The organism is Mesorhizobium sp. M7A.F.Ca.MR.176.00.0.0 (genome assembly GCF_004023165.1).
In the GTDB taxonomy this organism is placed as follows: Bacteria; Pseudomonadota; Alphaproteobacteria; order Rhizobiales; family Rhizobiaceae; genus Mesorhizobium.
Genome location: NZ_RZTC01000135.1, coordinates 1 through 15044, shown reverse-complemented (window position 1 = coordinate 15044; position 15044 = coordinate 1). Strand labels below are relative to the sequence as shown.

The 15044-nt window shown below is 61.2% G+C and carries 17 protein-coding genes; 10 read left to right on the top strand and 7 right to left on the bottom strand.

Features of this window, described 5'->3' with window-relative positions; genetic code table 11:
- A partial coding sequence (locus tag EOB59_RS29935; RefSeq protein WP_245486818.1) for a cation:dicarboxylase symporter family transporter occupies positions 1–259 on the bottom strand: 259 nt, incomplete at its 3' end.
- Between the two features lie 707 nt (positions 260–966).
- Between EOB59_RS29935 and EOB59_RS29930 the strand changes: the two genes are divergently transcribed.
- Complete coding sequence (locus EOB59_RS29930; protein WP_024505560.1) at positions 967–1356, top strand: hypothetical protein; 390 nt, start codon at positions 967–969, stop codon at positions 1354–1356.
- 190 nt (positions 1357–1546) lie between these two features.
- Here the strand turns inward: EOB59_RS29930 and EOB59_RS29925 are convergent, their stop codons facing one another.
- Together EOB59_RS29925 and EOB59_RS29920 are read right to left on the bottom strand one after the other, a co-directional pair.
- Positions 1547–1786, bottom strand: a complete 240-nt coding sequence (locus tag EOB59_RS29925; protein WP_024505561.1) for a hypothetical protein — start codon at positions 1784–1786, stop codon at positions 1547–1549.
- A gap of 295 nt (positions 1787–2081) precedes the next feature.
- A complete protein-coding gene (locus EOB59_RS29920; protein ID WP_245265413.1) occupies positions 2082–2552 on the bottom strand; it encodes a hypothetical protein in 471 nt (156 codons plus the stop codon).
- Between the two features lie 599 nt (positions 2553–3151).
- On the opposite strand from EOB59_RS29920, the gene EOB59_RS36845 reads away from it, so the two are divergent.
- Positions 3152–3400, top strand: coding sequence for a DUF6074 family protein (locus tag EOB59_RS36845; protein WP_032899751.1), 249 nt, complete (start codon positions 3152–3154; stop codon positions 3398–3400).
- A 366-nt stretch (positions 3401–3766) separates the two neighbouring features.
- Here the strand turns inward: EOB59_RS36845 and EOB59_RS29910 are convergent, their stop codons facing one another.
- The 4 genes from EOB59_RS29910 to panB all read right to left on the bottom strand — a co-directional run bounded on the left by EOB59_RS29910 (position 3767) and on the right by panB (position 7051).
- The gene (locus EOB59_RS29910) at positions 3767–4399 is read right to left on the bottom strand and encodes an acyl-homoserine-lactone synthase (RefSeq protein ID WP_024505563.1); all 633 of its coding nucleotides are present in this window, start codon (positions 4397–4399) and stop codon (positions 3767–3769) included.
- A gap of 92 nt (positions 4400–4491) precedes the next feature.
- On the bottom strand, positions 4492–5211 hold the full coding sequence (locus EOB59_RS29905) for a LuxR family transcriptional regulator (protein WP_024505564.1): 720 nt from the start codon (positions 5209–5211) through the stop codon (positions 4492–4494).
- A 98-nt stretch (positions 5212–5309) separates the two neighbouring features.
- The gene (gene panC / locus EOB59_RS29900) at positions 5310–6218 is read right to left on the bottom strand and encodes a pantoate--beta-alanine ligase (protein WP_024505565.1); all 909 of its coding nucleotides are present in this window, start codon (positions 6216–6218) and stop codon (positions 5310–5312) included.
- Positions 6215–7051, bottom strand: coding sequence for a 3-methyl-2-oxobutanoate hydroxymethyltransferase (panB, locus tag EOB59_RS29895; RefSeq protein WP_024505566.1), 837 nt, complete (start codon positions 7049–7051; stop codon positions 6215–6217). The genes panC and panB overlap by 4 nt, the downstream gene beginning before the upstream one ends.
- A 171-nt stretch (positions 7052–7222) precedes the next feature.
- Here panB and EOB59_RS29890 point away from each other — a divergent pair, with 171 nt between their 5' ends.
- The 8 genes from EOB59_RS29890 to EOB59_RS29855 form a co-directional block, all read left to right on the top strand.
- Positions 7223–8185: a membrane protein gene (locus tag EOB59_RS29890; protein ID WP_024505567.1), complete on the top strand. Its 963-nt coding sequence runs from the start codon at positions 7223–7225 to the stop codon at positions 8183–8185.
- A gap of 62 nt (positions 8186–8247) precedes the next feature.
- On the top strand, positions 8248–9222 hold the full coding sequence (nadA, locus tag EOB59_RS29885; RefSeq protein WP_024505568.1) for a quinolinate synthase NadA: 975 nt from the start codon (positions 8248–8250) through the stop codon (positions 9220–9222).
- Positions 9219–10760: an L-aspartate oxidase gene (locus EOB59_RS29880; protein WP_024505569.1), complete on the top strand. Its 1542-nt coding sequence runs from the start codon at positions 9219–9221 to the stop codon at positions 10758–10760. Before nadA ends, EOB59_RS29880 begins: the two co-directional genes overlap by 4 nt.
- Before the next feature lies 1 nt (position 10761).
- Complete coding sequence (gene nadC / locus EOB59_RS29875; RefSeq protein WP_024505570.1) at positions 10762–11643, top strand: carboxylating nicotinate-nucleotide diphosphorylase; 882 nt, start codon at positions 10762–10764, stop codon at positions 11641–11643.
- Between the two features lie 174 nt (positions 11644–11817).
- Entirely contained in the window at positions 11818–12786 is a 969-nt protein-coding gene (gene bioB / locus EOB59_RS29870; RefSeq protein ID WP_245265416.1) for a biotin synthase BioB, read from the top strand.
- Positions 12783–13922, top strand: a complete 1140-nt coding sequence (locus tag EOB59_RS29865) for an 8-amino-7-oxononanoate synthase (RefSeq protein WP_024505572.1) — start codon at positions 12783–12785, stop codon at positions 13920–13922. The genes bioB and EOB59_RS29865 overlap by 4 nt, the downstream gene beginning before the upstream one ends.
- Positions 13919–14554 (top strand): dethiobiotin synthase, encoded by a 636-nt coding sequence (gene bioD / locus EOB59_RS29860; protein ID WP_024505573.1) that lies wholly within the window; start codon positions 13919–13921, stop codon positions 14552–14554. Before EOB59_RS29865 ends, bioD begins: the two co-directional genes overlap by 4 nt.
- On the top strand, positions 14554–15044 hold a 491-nt coding region (locus tag EOB59_RS29855), incomplete at its 3' end, for an aminotransferase class III-fold pyridoxal phosphate-dependent enzyme (protein WP_128289886.1). The genes bioD and EOB59_RS29855, both read left to right, overlap by 1 nt.

Here is a 15044-nt window from a genome sequence, read left to right as displayed (position 1 = left end):
TGGCGGCAACTCGGCCGACCTTCTGCAGATCGCTCATGCCGGCAATGCCGGTCGCTATTGTCAGGAAGATGACAGGTACGGTGATTATCTTGACGACCTCGACGAAGGCATCGCCGAGCGGCTTCAGGCTGTGGCCGGTCTCCAAATGGAAATAGCCGATTGCGGCACCCAGGATTATGGCGGCAAGTACCTGCACGTAGGTCCGGGCAAAATGGCGCTTGCGGGGCGCTGCGATCGCGCGGGGAACTCTTGGAACCAACACCGTCTCTCTCCTTGACCGGATCGGGGTGGGGCTCCTCCCTCTCCCATGCAGTGCTCCGGTCGAACGCTGCGCCCACTTCGGCGCAAACGATGTGCCAAATAGCAAAGAGGGGAAAACGCGCAGGACCTCACGCAATGCTTGCGATTCGCTCTCCCACACTCGTGCAGTGGTTGCCTGTCGCAACTATGGAAGGCTAAATTCTTGGGAATTCCAAAGGTCGCTCTTTGCGTCGGCGCAGCTTGGCTGCCTGGAAGGTTCCCTCTTTGCCTTGCGGTCTGCGAGCAGGGTCCAGATGGTCATCATTTGGCTGCGCGCCGCACGGGGCTCGAAAGATTCAATCGAGGACGGGTCCTCTTGGAAAACGGGGGCGGCGTTGGTCAAGCCCTTCCACCCTGCTGTCCCAATGGTGTTCAGAAGCTCAGTTCACGATCAAGCGATGGATCAGCGTCATCTGGCGTTTGCGCCATCGCGCGGCGTTGCAGCGGGTCTGCCAAAGATGAGCAAGCCGCGAGGCAAGGTCCGAGACCTAGACTCCAACCTCATAGCGCGCTCGGCTCGCCTTAGGAAGGTTCGAACCGCAGCACGATCAGGTGGCGACACCGTTGGTCGGAACCGGAACCCGACGAATGATCGTTCGTGACCGACATCTGTGAACAAGCAGTATGTGTCATTGCAATCACCACCCATTGCGCGGAAATGCCCATATGGCCGTGAATGAACTGGATTTGGTGATTTTCCAGATGGCGGTGGAAAGCGTCCGCTTGCTCTCTTCAAGCTTTGATGAGAAGGCGGCTGAGATAGCCACGAGGAGCCGTGGTAGCCTTCTTTTTGACGTGCGGGTGGACGGTGACCTGGAGGTCCAGCGAGTCGCAGCCATTGGATATCCAGGCGACAAGATCGGTGTGGTGGCATTGGACCGAGAGGGCCTTGTTAGCTGTTGTTGCCTTGTCAATGGCACCTTCTCACCTTTCATTGCACCGTTGGAGAACTGGACCAGCATGCCCCTTTCGATGCAGGCCCAGATCGATGTCACAGGCTATGCGAGGCTCCTTCTGGCCGCCTTGCGAAATGCTGGACATATGCTGGACAGGTAGCATCGCCGATGATGTCTGTGATGAGATGGTGCAAACGGATGGACGAGGCGATCGCTTGCTGGCAGCTTTGGCAACAAAGCGATCGGTGAGTTCGCAATGCTGGAACACGTCCTTTAGACTCTGCAGTTAAGTTAGCGGACTACCATCTGACGAATGCCCTCTGACAGTCTGCATGGCGCGGCATGCCCTCTTAGGAATGCAGCCGTGGTTCTACACCATCGGCTGTTTTTGTGTCGAAGGGGCACGCATGAACGAAGGAAGCGGCCGCCAACAGTTCCTCCAACTCGCGTTCGGTGGCCTTGCATGCCGACATTAGTGTTCGGATGGTGCGGATCGCCTGCGCCATGGAGAGAAAGCGGACCCTTCCCCTGGAAAGGACATAGGCTTCGGCGGCTTTTTCGACGGTGACGGTGTGAAACGAATTGGTCATGACGAATTCCTCCCTGAACCCTGACCAACCCGACTTATGGCACGAATTCGACCGCCTTCAAGCCTATGTCCGATTGCGGACAATCGCTGCGATTCGTTCAAAACCGCTGATGCTTTTGGGCGACCTGGTGAAGGGCAAGGAGACGTCGGCTGAACCCGTTTCAACCCGACATGCTTCAGGCAGCGGCCAGGCCGAAATAACGCTGCTCCTCCTTGTCATAAGCGCCATGTGTGAGCTTTATCAATCCGGCACGATCGTGATCTCGCCGCGCTTGGCGTGCACCAGTCCTCGATACTCAAGCATTTGCAGGGCCGTGGTGACCCCGGGCGGTGGGCGCGAGCATGGTCGCCAGAAATTCATGCGTCGGGAGGATCTTATCTCCTTCCGCACGGTCGTGGACCATCAGCTGCCAGCGGGCCAGCCGTTCTTCGATCTTGGAGTGGCCATTGACCAGTGCCGTCCGGCATGATTGGATGAGGAACGCGTGGGCATAGTCCAGCACTGAGGTGCGAAGCGACGGGCTAATCGCAGGGCGAAGGTTTTCAACCGGCAGGCGCCAGGTATTGCTTTCCTTTCCGAGAATGACGGCAATTCCTTTCATCCCGTCATCGCCGACAATGCCGACTTCACCTTGCCGCCCGCCGGTCATGGTGGCGACCACCGACGCGATGCCCCTCTCGGGAAAATATACGTTCTTGATCGGCTGATGCGCGACCTCCAACTTGTCCTTGATGCCCGGTTCGACGTGATGCAGCGATGGTCGCAAAAGCGCGAAGTCCTGCGGGGTGAGGGCTTCAGCACCTGGTCGCGAAAGAGGGATCGGGCAAGGCTCTCTTCCAACGGGGCAAGAGCGCGTACGTCTTACTGTCGGCTGCACCGAAGTAAATGCCGGCCGATGCCAAAGCATAGGCTTCGAAACGCGCGATTGCAAAGCCCTGTCGGGGCAGTGCAGTCATGCTAGAAGTCGCGCCGCCTACGATAGGCAGCGGATGACATGATTCCCTTCTTCGGCGGCCACCAAGAACGGCTCGGGCACGCTTTAATCGTTCATACACAAGCTCGCAGGAATGTAAGCAGCGGAACAATCGGGTGATTCGTACCGCCCTGCCCTTTCAGAGATCAAGTCATTGGACGTCAATTCGGCTGGAACGCCTCGTCGAACGGCCCAGGAAAATGCAGCCGGATGAGCAATGGTGGTTCACCTTATGTGCGGTCCCGGATATGCGGTCCGGCGGCTCATCTCCCAATGGCTTGTCGATGGGGAAGTGGAACTCGTCATGTCGCCGCGAACCGTCACCGCGCTAGCGGGGCTCTTTTGAAGACGCCGGTGTTTTTCTTTGTGGAACTGAATCTGTGAGGTGATTGATGCATGAATCAAACATTTGCGTATTTCCGCTGCATCGGCGACGTATATTGGTCGAAAGTATCGCCCAGGCCCTCGAGACCAAGAACGGCGAGGCGGCGAGTGCGTTCTGGCGCTGTTCTGCCAAGAAAATGCTCATTCAATTGTCCGATGTAGGAATTGCGCCAGAGCTCGCTGCGCAGGAGGTTGGAAGCCTTCTTCATGCGGTCTTGGACGACATGGCCAACCGAACGGTAATGCACAAAGCATAGGCTCGGGCGCTGTTGGACCGCGCGTCAGCTCGGGTCCTTATCAGGGGACTGCTCCGACTGGCCGACGGTCCGGCCAAACCGGCATACCGGCAAAGGTTTGAGGTTGCGATCGCTCACGGCGGCCGGTCCAATATTCTAAGACGACCTCAGAAGCCACGTTGGCTTCTTTGGACGAAGCGGAGGGGCGCCATTTTGGCGTGCTCACGCTGGACTCCGGGTTGCGCCTACGGAAATCCAAAGTCCGGCCGCGCGAGCCAATCGACCGGAACAGTCGAAAGCTCGTGGGGGCGGGTCCGCTCACCCTCACGGCGGCGGTGGCGGCCGTGAGCAGACTTAACTCAAGTCACGGCTGAGCATCCGCAGGCGCTATGCCGATTGGATGAGAACTGGTTGCCACAACACCGGCCCGTTGAGGCGTCCCCTCCAGCGGATGCGCAAGAGACTGGCGTAGGAAATATCGAGGAAGCCGGCGACTGCCTCGGTGTTGCCGACCTGCTTGGGCTGTCCGATACGTGACAACGGCCAGGTCGCGAGACGAAGGATCCTTTCGATGCGCGTATCTGTCACCGTTACGATCCCGGAGAGATTGTTGGCCAAGCCGAATTCGATGATCCCCGCGAAGAGCTCGTAGGTTGCTTGGGCCAGGCCGCCAGCTGCCTTCGGCGCTGTCGCAGGGAGATCGAGCGCGAAACGACTACTCTCCCAGACATCGGCACTCGCAGGGACCACCATCTCATCCAGCAGCGTCGGAAACGTATCGCGCAACATTGTCGGTCCGGTGGTCGGCAAAAGGCGGACGCAGCCGCAAGTTCGCCAATCGGACCCCTTGAGAAGCAGGTAGACGGGGTTCAGGCTGTCAAACGGGTCCGTTTCCATTTCGCCTTCGGTCTGCACTTCCCAATCGAGCCGCTTCTTGAAAACCCGATACCTAAGTCCGTGCATTTCCTTGAGTTCGCTCGCAAACTCGGCGTAGCAGTCGGGTGTTATCAGCTGCATCATTGTCGTCTCCGTGCGGGATGTGTCCACGCAATCGAAGGGCAAAGCCGTCATGAATGCAGCCTGTAGACCTTTACAGCTAGACTTGGAGAGGATCAGGATCTCGCCCGAGCAGCCATCCGCACTACGGCCTGGTTGATGGTTCGCACGCCAAGCTTCGCCTTGGCGTTTTCCTGATGGAAGGTCACGGTGCGTTTCGAGACACCGAGAATCTGGCTGATATCCCAGGCCGACTTGCCGCACGCCGCCCATTTCAGGCACTCGAACTCCCGCCGGGTGAGCGTTATGCCATCTACCACGCAATCTTCGGCGAGCCTGCGCCGGGCATGGATATGAACGTTGATCGCAACCAGTTGCATTGCTTTTTCGTAGCGCGTCAGCGACCTCAGAAATGGCGGATGCGCCTCGTTGGAGGCGAAGGTCAGTGCGGCGAACCGGCCGCGATGATCATGCATCGACATGGTCAGTCCGCCGCGAATGCCGAACTCAGCTGCTTTTTCCAGGACTTCCTGCTGAGAGGTCGGCAAATAACGGTGATCGCGGTCCACACCCCAGTCGAAGGTATCCCAGCCCCGCAGTCCCCGCAGGATCACGGGATCCACGCTGTGGTAGCGCTGTTGCAGGTAATGTGATGTCCATGATGATGGATAATTCGAGATAAATCGTGGCCTGTCGCCGGAAGCGGATGGGTAGGTGAAATAAGCGAAGAGCGGAAAGTCGAACCCGGCTGCGGCGGACGCCATTGCCTCATGGAGATCGACGGCATCGACGCTTGCAGAGAGTTGCTCGACCAAGGTTTCAAATACGCGATGCATCTGCGCTTAGCGTACCTCGCGGAGGTTGCTGGAAGCCGACGGAGACGTGGTTCTAAATGATGGCCTGTCCCTGCAGGGCATACGACGCGCCGCCGTCATCACCGCAATTGCTGTGCTGCTTCCGATTGGAGAGAGCTCCGCCCACCTGACCAACTACCAATGGGTGATATTGCGACGTTATCGATGAGCCGCGTGTCGCCAAGCCAAGCCGCAGCAAGCAAGCGTGCCGGTCGGTCAAGGCTTGCTAACGATTGCAGGTCTGTTTCTCCGCGAAGCTCCAGGTATTCGAGCTCGCGATAGCCGGCAGCCAGAATTGCTGCACGCGCTTCATCAAGCGTAGGCAGGATGGGGGAGCCGCGTGCAAGCCGCTCGGCCGTATCGAGCAGGACCGATGCTAGTTTTGGGGCAATGGCGCGTTGGGCTGGGGAGAGCCGCACGTTACGCGACGATAGCGCAAGACCATCGGCTTCGCGGACTGTCGGACAGGGCACAATAGTGATCGGAATGTCGAGATCCCGGACCAAGCGCCTGACAAGCTGAAGTTGCTGAAAATCCTTTTCGCCAAAAAAGGCGAAGTCAGCGCCGGCCTGCAGGAAGAGCTTGGCCACGACCGTCGCCACGCCATTGAAATGGCCGGGCCGGAATGCGCCGCAAAGGCATTCGCTGATGCCGGACACTGAAACGGCCGTGGCGAAGCCCACCTGGTACATTTCCTCTGTGTCCGGCACATAGAGCAGATGCGTGCCCAGCAGAGCGAGCTTGGCAGCATCGTCGCTTTCCGTCCGAGGGTAGGCAATCAGGTCGGCGGGGCTGTTGAACTGCTTGGGGTTTACGAACAGCGTTACGATCACCCGCTCGGCCCTTTCGAGCGCCTTCCGCACGAGGCTCAGATGCCCGTCGTGCAAGGCTCCCATGGTCGGCACAATACCGATCGTGGCACCCGAGCGACGCCATTGCGCAACGACGCCGCGCAGCTCGCTCACGGTTCGAGCGATCGGCACGCTCATGTGAAGTCACCGGCCTTAAAGGCGTTGACATAGAGATGTTCGACCGCCGGAAAGTGCCGGTTCCGCACATCGGTGGCGTAAGCGGCGATTGCCGCCTCAGCCTGCTCACCGAGCTCGGCATAGCGTTTGACGAACTTCGGCCGAAATGAGGTGAAGAGCCCGAGCATATCGTGGCTCACCAGAATCTGGCCGTCGCAAGCTGGCGAGGCACCGATGCCGATTGTGGGTATGTCGATATCGGCGGTTATCTGCCGTGCAAGCTGCTCCGGTATCTTTTCCAGCACCAAGGAGAAGGCGCCCGCTTCGGTTACCGCCCTGGCGTCGCGCCTGATCCGCTCTGCATCGGCTCCCCGGCCCTGCACACGATAGCCTCCAAACGTGTTTACCGCCTGCGGCGTCAGGCCCACATGGGCCATGACAGGTACGCCGCGCGCGGTAAGGAAGCGGATGGTTTCCGAGATGGTCTCGCCGCCCTCGATCTTTACCGCTGAACAACCGGTCTCACCCATCACGCGCGCAGCGTTGCCGAAAGCGTGCTCTGGGCTTTCCTCATAGGAACCGAAGGGCAGGTCGACGACCATCAGCGCGTGTTCAAGGCCGCGCCGAACGGCCTGTCCGTGCATGATCATCATGTCGAGCGTGACCCCCAGCGTCGACGACAGGCCGTGCAGCACCATGCCGACGCTGTCGCCGACAAGAACGATGTCGCAGTGGCGATCGAGCAGCCTCGCGACCGGCGTGGTGTAGGCCGTCAAGCATACAAGTGGCGTCTGGCCTTTTCGCGATCGAATATCTGGAGGAGTCATCCCTTTTATCTCACCAGCCGCGCTCAACCGAGGCCCCTTCCCTTACGTTACCAACAGCGGGTGTCGCGTTTGGCATATTTTTGTGCGACTGCGAAGAGCTAAAAGCAGCGCTTGAGTACTCCGGTGTTGACGTGCTGGCTGCCAAGGTTACATTCAATCGATTAAGGCGCTCCGTTGGGCCAACCCGCTTTCGCAAACATGGATCCTCAGACAAGAAGAACCAAGAAAGGCAAAGCCGCCGTCAAAGCTGACGAAGCCAAAGTGGACCTGACTGCCGTCGTGGTCGCCGTAAACGACAGTGAGCCCTGTGTCCTCACAGTCGGTCATGCGGACACCCTCCCTTCTGGACCTTTTGCCCTTGAGCATCGATCACTGCAGTCGGGTTTGAGGGGGTGGGTGGAGCAGCAGACCGGCCATGCACTTGGATACATCGAGCAACTCTACACCTTCGCCGATCGCGATCGCATCGGCACTGAGCGCCACCAGCGCGTCATCTCAATCAGCTATCTCGCATTGACCAGGAAGGAACAGGCAACGAACTCGGCCGCGTGCGGCTGGCAAAGTTGGTACGAATATTTTCCCTGGGAGGACCACCGCTTCGGCACGCCGCCTGTGCTGCTCGATAGATTGCGGCCCCGCCTGATTGAGTGGGCCGGCGGCGCCAGCGAGCCGACCACTCAACGCGAGCGCCGGCAGCGCGCTGCGATAGCCTTCGGCTTCGACGACCGCCATTGGAACGAGGAACTCACGCTCCAACGCTACGAGTTGCTCTATGAAGCTGCTCTGATTGAGGAGGCCGGTGGCGGCAGGGACGCGATTGCGGCCGCGGCTGGCAAACCAATGGTCGCTGACCACCGTCGTATTCTGGCAACCGGGATCGCGCGGCTGCGTTCGAAGATCAAATACCGGCCGGTCGTGTTCGAGCTTATGCGGCCTTCCTTCACGCTGCTGCAACTGCAGCGAACCGTGGAAGCTTTGGCTGGCAGGCTGATCAACAAGCCGAACTTCCGGAGATTGGTCGAGCAGCAGGAACTTGTTGAGGAGACCGGGGAGACCTCCCTCGACACAGGCGGACGACCGGCGAAGCTTTATCGCTTCCGGCATGCCGTCCTCGACGACAGGGCTATCGCCGGGACAAAATTACCGCTGGCGCGGGCTTGACATACTTATAGTCAAGGTAGATATATTCCCTTATTGTCAAACCGAATATAATCGAGGCGCCAATGACTGGGGCGTTACCCATGGCTGCGTCCCTGTATGAGCGTGTCCGGCGGGTGATCCCACCCGTTGAATGGCCCACGTTCGCCGGCGATATTGAAGCCATCTTAGCGCTGAAGCGTGAGCGCAATGCGGTGGTGCTGGCGCACAATTACCAGACGCCCGAAATTTTTCATTGCGTGGCAGACATCGTCGGCGACAGCCTGGCGTTGGCCCACAAGGCGGTGACGGTCGACGCCGACATCATCGTGGTTGCCGGCGTTCATTTCATGGCCGAGACGGCAAAACTGCTCAATCCGAACAAGACCGTGCTCATCCCGGATCTCCGCGCCGGCTGCTCGCTGGCCGAATCGATCACGGCAAACGACGTGCGGCTAATGCGGCTGCGGTATCCGGGGGTCCCCGTTGTTACTTACGTCAACACTTCCGCCGCCGTAAAAGCGGAGTCCGACATCTGCTGCACGTCCGGCAACGCCAAGGCGGTGGTGGAATCGCTTGGCGTGGCGCGTGTGCTGATGCTCCCGGACGAATATCTGGCGAGGAACGTGGCAGCCGATACAGACGTCGAGATCATCGCCTGGAAAGGCCATTGCGAGGTGCATGAGCGCTTCACCGCAGCAGACATCCGGGAACTGCGCGATGCCCATCCAGGCGTCATCGTGCTGGCCCATCCAGAATGCCCACCAGACGTTGTCGCGGAGGCGGAGTTCTCCGGCTCGACCGCGGCGATGTCGGATTATGTCGAGCGTGAGAAACCGACGCGTGTCGTCCTTCTGACCGAATGTTCGATGAGCGACAACGTCGCGGTCGCGCATCCCGACGTCGAGTTCGTTCGCCCATGCAATCTGTGCCCGCACATGAAACGCATCAACCTGGCCAACATTCGCGCCGCACTCGAGCAGAACCGGCATGAGGTCCGGATTGATCCCGAAATTGCCGGCCCCGCCCGCCGCGCGGTCGAGCGCATGCTTTCCCTATGAGTCTGGAGGTTCGCGACATCGCCGGGGCGCCGGTCGTCATCGGCGGCGGCATTGCCGGCCTGATGACGGCGCTTCATCTGGCGCCGGAACCGGTCGTGCTTTTGACCAACGCGCCGCTTGGAACCGGAGCCTGCAGTGAACTTGCCCAGGGCGGTCTTGCGGCAAGTCTCGGGGGCGACGACGGCCCAGATTTTCACCTTTGCGACACGATAGCTGCCGGCGACGGACTCTGCGATGAGGCCACGGTGCGGCGAGTGGTACGAGCTGCACCCGAAGCGATTAGGACGATCCAAAGGTTCGGCGTCGACTTCGACCAGCACCCTGACCGCGCGTTGCGACTTGGGCTCGAGGCGGCACACTCGCGACGGCGGATTGTGCATGCAGCCGGCGACGCCACCGGTCGCGAGTTGGTGCGCGCGCTCGTCGCCGCGGTTCGGCGTACAGCCTCGATCACCATTATCGAAAATGTGGAGGTCCGCCGGCTGGTCGTGCAGGACGGGTCGGTCATCGCCGTGGTCGCAGCAGGACGAGCCGGCGCGCTCGCTCTGCCCACGCGTCGAGCGGTGCTGGCGACCGGCGGCGTCGGCGGGCTGTTTTGCGACACGACAAACCCCGCTGGCTCATGGGGTCACGGGCTGGCGCTCGCCGCATGGGCGGGGGCGGAACTCGCCGACTTGGAATTCATACAGTTCCATCCAACTGCGCTCGACGGTCCGCGCCGGCCGATGCCGCTGGTGAGCGAAGCCGTGCGTGGCGAAGGCGCGGTGCTCATCGATGAGCGAGGAGAGCGCTTCCTCGCCGACACACCTGGCGGTGAACTTGCGCCTCGCGACGTCGTAGCGCGCGCCATTTGGCACCAGCTTGCCGTTGGACGCCGCGTATTCCTGGACGCACGGCAAAGTCTCGGCCCGAGATTTGGCAAGCGTTTTCCAGGCATCGCCGAATTGTGCCGGAGCGCAGGAATCGACCCCGCGACCGACCTGATCCCGGTGCGCCCGGCGGCACATTATCACATGGGCGGCGTCGCCGTAGACAGCGCCGGCCGCAGCTCCATCGAGGGATTGTGGGCCTGCGGTGAGGTGGCCTGTACCGGCCTGCACGGCGCCAACCGCCTGGCCAGCAACTCGCTCACCGAAGCGGCGGTCACCGCGAGCTGGGTTGCCGAAAGCGTTGCCGGCACGTCGTATACCCGGCGACCGCGCAGATGCTCCACATTCGTCCCTCCACGACCAGACGCTTCCGTGGTCCGCCCGATTGTCTCCGCCGCCCTGGGTATCATCCGCGACGGCGAGGCAATGCGCGAAGCGGTGGCGACCCTGCTGCCGATCGCAGCCAATAGTGTCGCTGCCTCTGGTCCGGCTTTGGTCTCACTGATGATCGCCGCGGCGGCCCTGAGGCGGGAAGAGAGTCGAGGCGCGCACTGTCGGTCCGATTTCCCGCTCCACGATGCCAACGTGCGCCCATCACGGCTGACACTGCACAGCGCAATGCGGGCCGCGGCCGCACTCGATTGCCGGGCTACCATACGGAGCACTTGATATGACTTCATTCTCCCCCCTCCCCGCGACCCTGATCGAACCGATTGTGCGCGTTGCGCTCCTCGAAGACCTGGGCAGATCCGGCGACCTGACCACCGATGCGGTTATCCCGTATGATTGCACTGCCACGTTGGTGCTCAAAGCGAGGCAGGCGGGCGTCGTTGCCGGGCTCGATCTGGTCTCGTATGCCTTCCTTCTCGTGGAACCGGCGATCAACATCCAGATCTGGCGCCCTGATGGCAGCGAGGTTGGGGCCGGGGAAACCATTGCAAGATTGTCCGGACCCGCACGAGGCCTGCTCACGGCCGAACGCACGGCCCTCAATTTCTTATGCCGGCTGAGCGGCATTGCCACTGCCACAGCGGCCATGGTTGAGGCCGTGCGCGGTCACAAGGCGAGGATTGTATCGACGCGAAAGACGACGCCCGGGCTGCGGGCATTGGAGAAATACGCCGTGCGCGTCGGCGGCGGTGCCAATCACCGGTTCGGCCTCGATGACGGCGTGCTCATAAAGGACAACCACATCGCGATCGCCGGCGATATCCGCACAGCAATAGAGCGGGCGCGCGCCGCAGCAGGGCATATGGTGAAGGTCGAGGTCGAGGTCGACACGCTGAAGCAGCTCGATGCAGCGCTCGCGATTGGTGTTGACGCGGTGCTGCTCGACAATATGTCGGTCGAGGATCTTGCCCGCGCGGTTTCTATAGTGGATGGCCGTACGATCACCGAGGCGTCCGGTCGGGTGATGCCGAAAACGGCGGCGGCGATTGCGGCGACCGGTGTCGATCTCATCTCCATGGGTTGGCTGACGCACAGCGCCCCGATCCTCGACATCGGCCTGGACATGCCGGACCACCAGAACATCTGCAAGCACTTGAACTGAGGATTACGGCGTGAGGAGCAACATCAGCTCGGCAGGCGTAGGAGGTGCTGGAAAGACGTGCCGCAGCTCGCCTTTAGCGAGTGCGCCCCAAAGCCAAGAAGGCGTACCGGACTAGCAAACAAAGGTTTGACGATGACGATTGGAATGAACTCGGAGTTCGACGTGAACCAGACCATGCAATTGGTCGATGGAACGCCTCCGCGATGGAACCGCAAAGAGGCCGAGGCCATCTACGGCATGCCATTCAACGATCTGCTGTTCCTAGCTCAGACGATCCACCGCCAGAACTTCGATCGAAACCGAGTGCAGCTGTCGCGGCTCCTTAGCATCAAGACCGGCGGGTGCCCCGAAGATTGCGGCTATTGCAGCCAGTCTGCGCATTACGAAACCGGTGTGAAGGCGTCGAAGCTGGTGGACGTCAAGCATGTCATCGACGAAGCGGCCATGGCGCGTGATGGCGGCGCAACGCGCTATTGCATGGGCGCGGCGTGGCGAAGTCCCAAGGAGCGCGACATGGACGTTGTGGTCGCCATGATTGAGGGCGTCAAGGCCCTCGGCATGGAGACCTGCATGACGCTCGGCATGCTTGATCTTGAGCAAGCTGCTCGCCTGAAGCAGGCCGGTCTCGACTACTATAACCACAACATCGATACCTCTGAGCGCTACTATGGCGAGGTTATTTCAACCAGGACTTTTGCCGACCGGCTGGAAACGCTTGGGCACGTGCGCGCGGTTGGGATGAAAGTCTGCTGCGGCGGCATTGTCGGGATGGGAGAAGAAAAGACCGATCGCATCGACATGCTGGTCACGCTCGCGAACCTGCCCGAGCCGCCGGAAAGCGTGCCGATCAACATGCTTATTCCCATCGAAGGCACGCCGCTTGCCGCGGCCGACGCCATCGATCCGATCGATTTCGTCCGCATCGTTGCGCTCGCGCGGGTGATGATGCCGAAATCCTATGTAAGGCTGTCCGCCGGCAGGACGGCGATGAGCGACGAAACGCAGGCGCTGTGCTTCTTTGCCGGCGCCAATTCGATCTTTGTCGGCGACACGCTGCTGACGGCGGGAAATCCCGGCGAGGACAAGGATACCCTTCTGTTCCGGCGCCTCGGCATTGAGCCTATGGAACTCGCCACGCAATGAAGGAGGCAATTCTTGCCCGCTATGACGCAACCTTGCGGGGACTGGGGCGCAAGGACCGGTTACGGACGCTCGCACCGCGCGCCGGGCTCGACTTCTCGTCGAACGACTATATCGGACTTGCCGCCTCCAAAAGACTCGGCGATGCGGTTTCGACGGCGATTGCGCGGGGCACGCCAGTGGGCGCCACCGGATCGCGGCTGTTGCGCGGCAATGCACCGGAACATGAGCAACTGGAGGCGGACGCAGCGGCATTTTTCGGAGCCGAGCGTGCACTGTTCTTCGGCAGCGGCTATATCGCCAACTTCGCTCTGCTGACGGCCCTGCCGCAGAAAGGCGACCTGCTGGTCCTCGACGAGCTCGCTCATGCCAGCATGCATGAGGGTGCCCAGGCCGGGCGCGCTGAGTTCAAGCTGGCCGCGCACAACGACGTCGACGCTGTCGAGGACGCAATCACCCGCTGGCGCGCCGAAGGCGGCATGGGGCGGGTGTGGATCGCCTTCGAAAGCCTTTACAGCATGGATGGCGACCGTGCGCCGATGGAGAGCCTGGTCGCGCTGGCTGATCGGTACCAGGCATTCATCGTCGTCGATGAAGCGCATGCCACCGGCGTCTGGGGACCGGACGGCCGGGGACTGGCCGCCGCGTATGAAGGCCGCGACAACATCGTCACGCTCCACACATGCGGCAAGGCGCTTGGCGCATCCGGCGCGCTCGTTACCGGACCGCGAACACTGTGCGACTATCTTATCAACCGGTGCCGGCCATTCATCTATGCGACCGCACCATCGCCGCTGATGGCAGTCGCGGCACGTGAGGCGCTGACTATTCTGTCTGACGAGCCTATGCGTCGTGCTCAGTTGCACGAGCGTGTCGCTTTCGCGAGCCGGCAATTGGCCGAACGCTGCGGCGTGATGCCCAGCGGCTCGCAGATCCAGCCGCTTGTGATCGGCGATAACAGCCGCACCATGGCGGTGGCGGCAGGACTGCAGGCACGCGGCTTCGACATACGCGGCATTCGCCCGCCGACAGTGCCTGAGGGTACGTCGCGCCTGCGCATTTCGCTGACTCTCAACGTCGACGAAGCCGACATTTCCGCCATGGTCGAGGCTCTCGTCGGAGTGTTGGCCACAGCATGACCAAACGCATCGTCGTCACCGGAACAGACACTGGAATTGGCAAGACAGTGTTTTCGGCCGGACTTGCCGGGCTGCTCGACGGCTTCTACTGGAAGCCGGTGCAATCGGGCCTCAACGAGGAGACCGACAGCGAGGTCGTCGCCCGGCTTTCCGGCTTGCCCGACGGACGCGTGCTGCCCGAAGTCTATCGACTGACGATGCCGCTGTCGCCGCATCGATCAGCCGAAATCGACGGCGTCGCGATCGAGGCCGACGATCTTTCATTTCCGGTCCTGCCGACACCGCTCGTCATCGAAGGCGCCGGCGGGCTGATGGTGCCGCTCAATCGACAGACAAGGTTCATTGACATATTCGAACAATGGCGGCTGCCGGTCATACTGTGCGCCCGCACCGCGCTTGGCACCATCAATCATACGCTGTTGTCGATCGAGGCCCTGAGAGCCCGCTCCATCCCGCTCATCGGCATTGCCTTCATTGGCGAAGAGGTGGCCGATACACAAAGGACAATCGTGGAATTCGGCTGCGTGCCGCAGCTGGGCAGGCTGCCGCACCTCGGTCCGCTGACGGGTGAAACGTTGAGAGATGCAATGATTTCCGGCTTCGACCTGGCCATGATTGCCGGAGGCGACTGATGGCGGAGTCTCGAGTCTGGCATCCGTTCACGCAGCACGCGCTAGAGCCCTCGGTCCCTGAAATCGTGCTGACTGAAGGCGCCTATCTCCACAAGGCCGACGGCTTCCGCATCCTCGATGCGATTTCTTCCTGGTGGGTCGTCACCCATGGCCATCGCCACCCCCGCATCATGAAGGCCATCGAGACGACCGCGTCGAGCCTCGACCAGATCATCTTCGCGGGCTTCACCCACGAGCCGGCCGAACGGCTGGCCGAGGCGCTTGTCGGCATCGCACCCGCCGGCCTCGACCGGGTGTTCTATTCCGACAGTGGCTCGACCTCAGTCGAAGTCGCGCTGAAGATGGCGCTCGGCTATTTCCGCAACATCGGCGCGCCGCGTTCGCGCATCGCCGTCATGGAGCACAGCTATCATGGCGACACGATCGGGGCGATGAGCGTCGGCGCCCGCGGCGTCTTCAACGCCGCCTATGATCCTTTGCTGCTCGAGGT

Coding starts and splice junctions, on each gene's coding strand:
- EOB59_RS29905 (WP_024505564.1), bottom strand. CDS start 5,211: ATGCATCGCGTATTTGAAACCTTGGTCGAGCAACTCTCTGCAAGCGTC.
- bioD (WP_024505573.1), top strand. CDS start 13,919: ATGACCAAACGCATCGTCGTCACCGGAACAGACACTGGAATTGGCAAG.
- bioB (WP_245265416.1), top strand. CDS start 11,818: ATGCAATTGGTCGATGGAACGCCTCCGCGATGGAACCGCAAAGAGGCC.
- EOB59_RS29925 (WP_024505561.1), bottom strand. CDS start 1,786: ATGACCAATTCGTTTCACACCGTCACCGTCGAAAAAGCCGCCGAAGCC.
- EOB59_RS29930 (WP_024505560.1), top strand. CDS start 967: ATGGCCGTGAATGAACTGGATTTGGTGATTTTCCAGATGGCGGTGGAA.
- EOB59_RS29880 (WP_024505569.1), top strand. CDS start 9,219: ATGAGTCTGGAGGTTCGCGACATCGCCGGGGCGCCGGTCGTCATCGGC.
- nadA (WP_024505568.1), top strand. CDS start 8,248: ATGACTGGGGCGTTACCCATGGCTGCGTCCCTGTATGAGCGTGTCCGG.
- EOB59_RS36845 (WP_032899751.1), top strand. CDS start 3,152: ATGCATGAATCAAACATTTGCGTATTTCCGCTGCATCGGCGACGTATA.
- EOB59_RS29890 (WP_024505567.1), top strand. CDS start 7,223: ATGGATCCTCAGACAAGAAGAACCAAGAAAGGCAAAGCCGCCGTCAAA.
- panC (WP_024505565.1), bottom strand. CDS start 6,218: ATGAGCGTGCCGATCGCTCGAACCGTGAGCGAGCTGCGCGGCGTCGTT.
- nadC (WP_024505570.1), top strand. CDS start 10,762: ATGACTTCATTCTCCCCCCTCCCCGCGACCCTGATCGAACCGATTGTG.
- EOB59_RS29910 (WP_024505563.1), bottom strand. CDS start 4,399: ATGATGCAGCTGATAACACCCGACTGCTACGCCGAGTTTGCGAGCGAA.
- EOB59_RS29865 (WP_024505572.1), top strand. CDS start 12,783: ATGAAGGAGGCAATTCTTGCCCGCTATGACGCAACCTTGCGGGGACTG.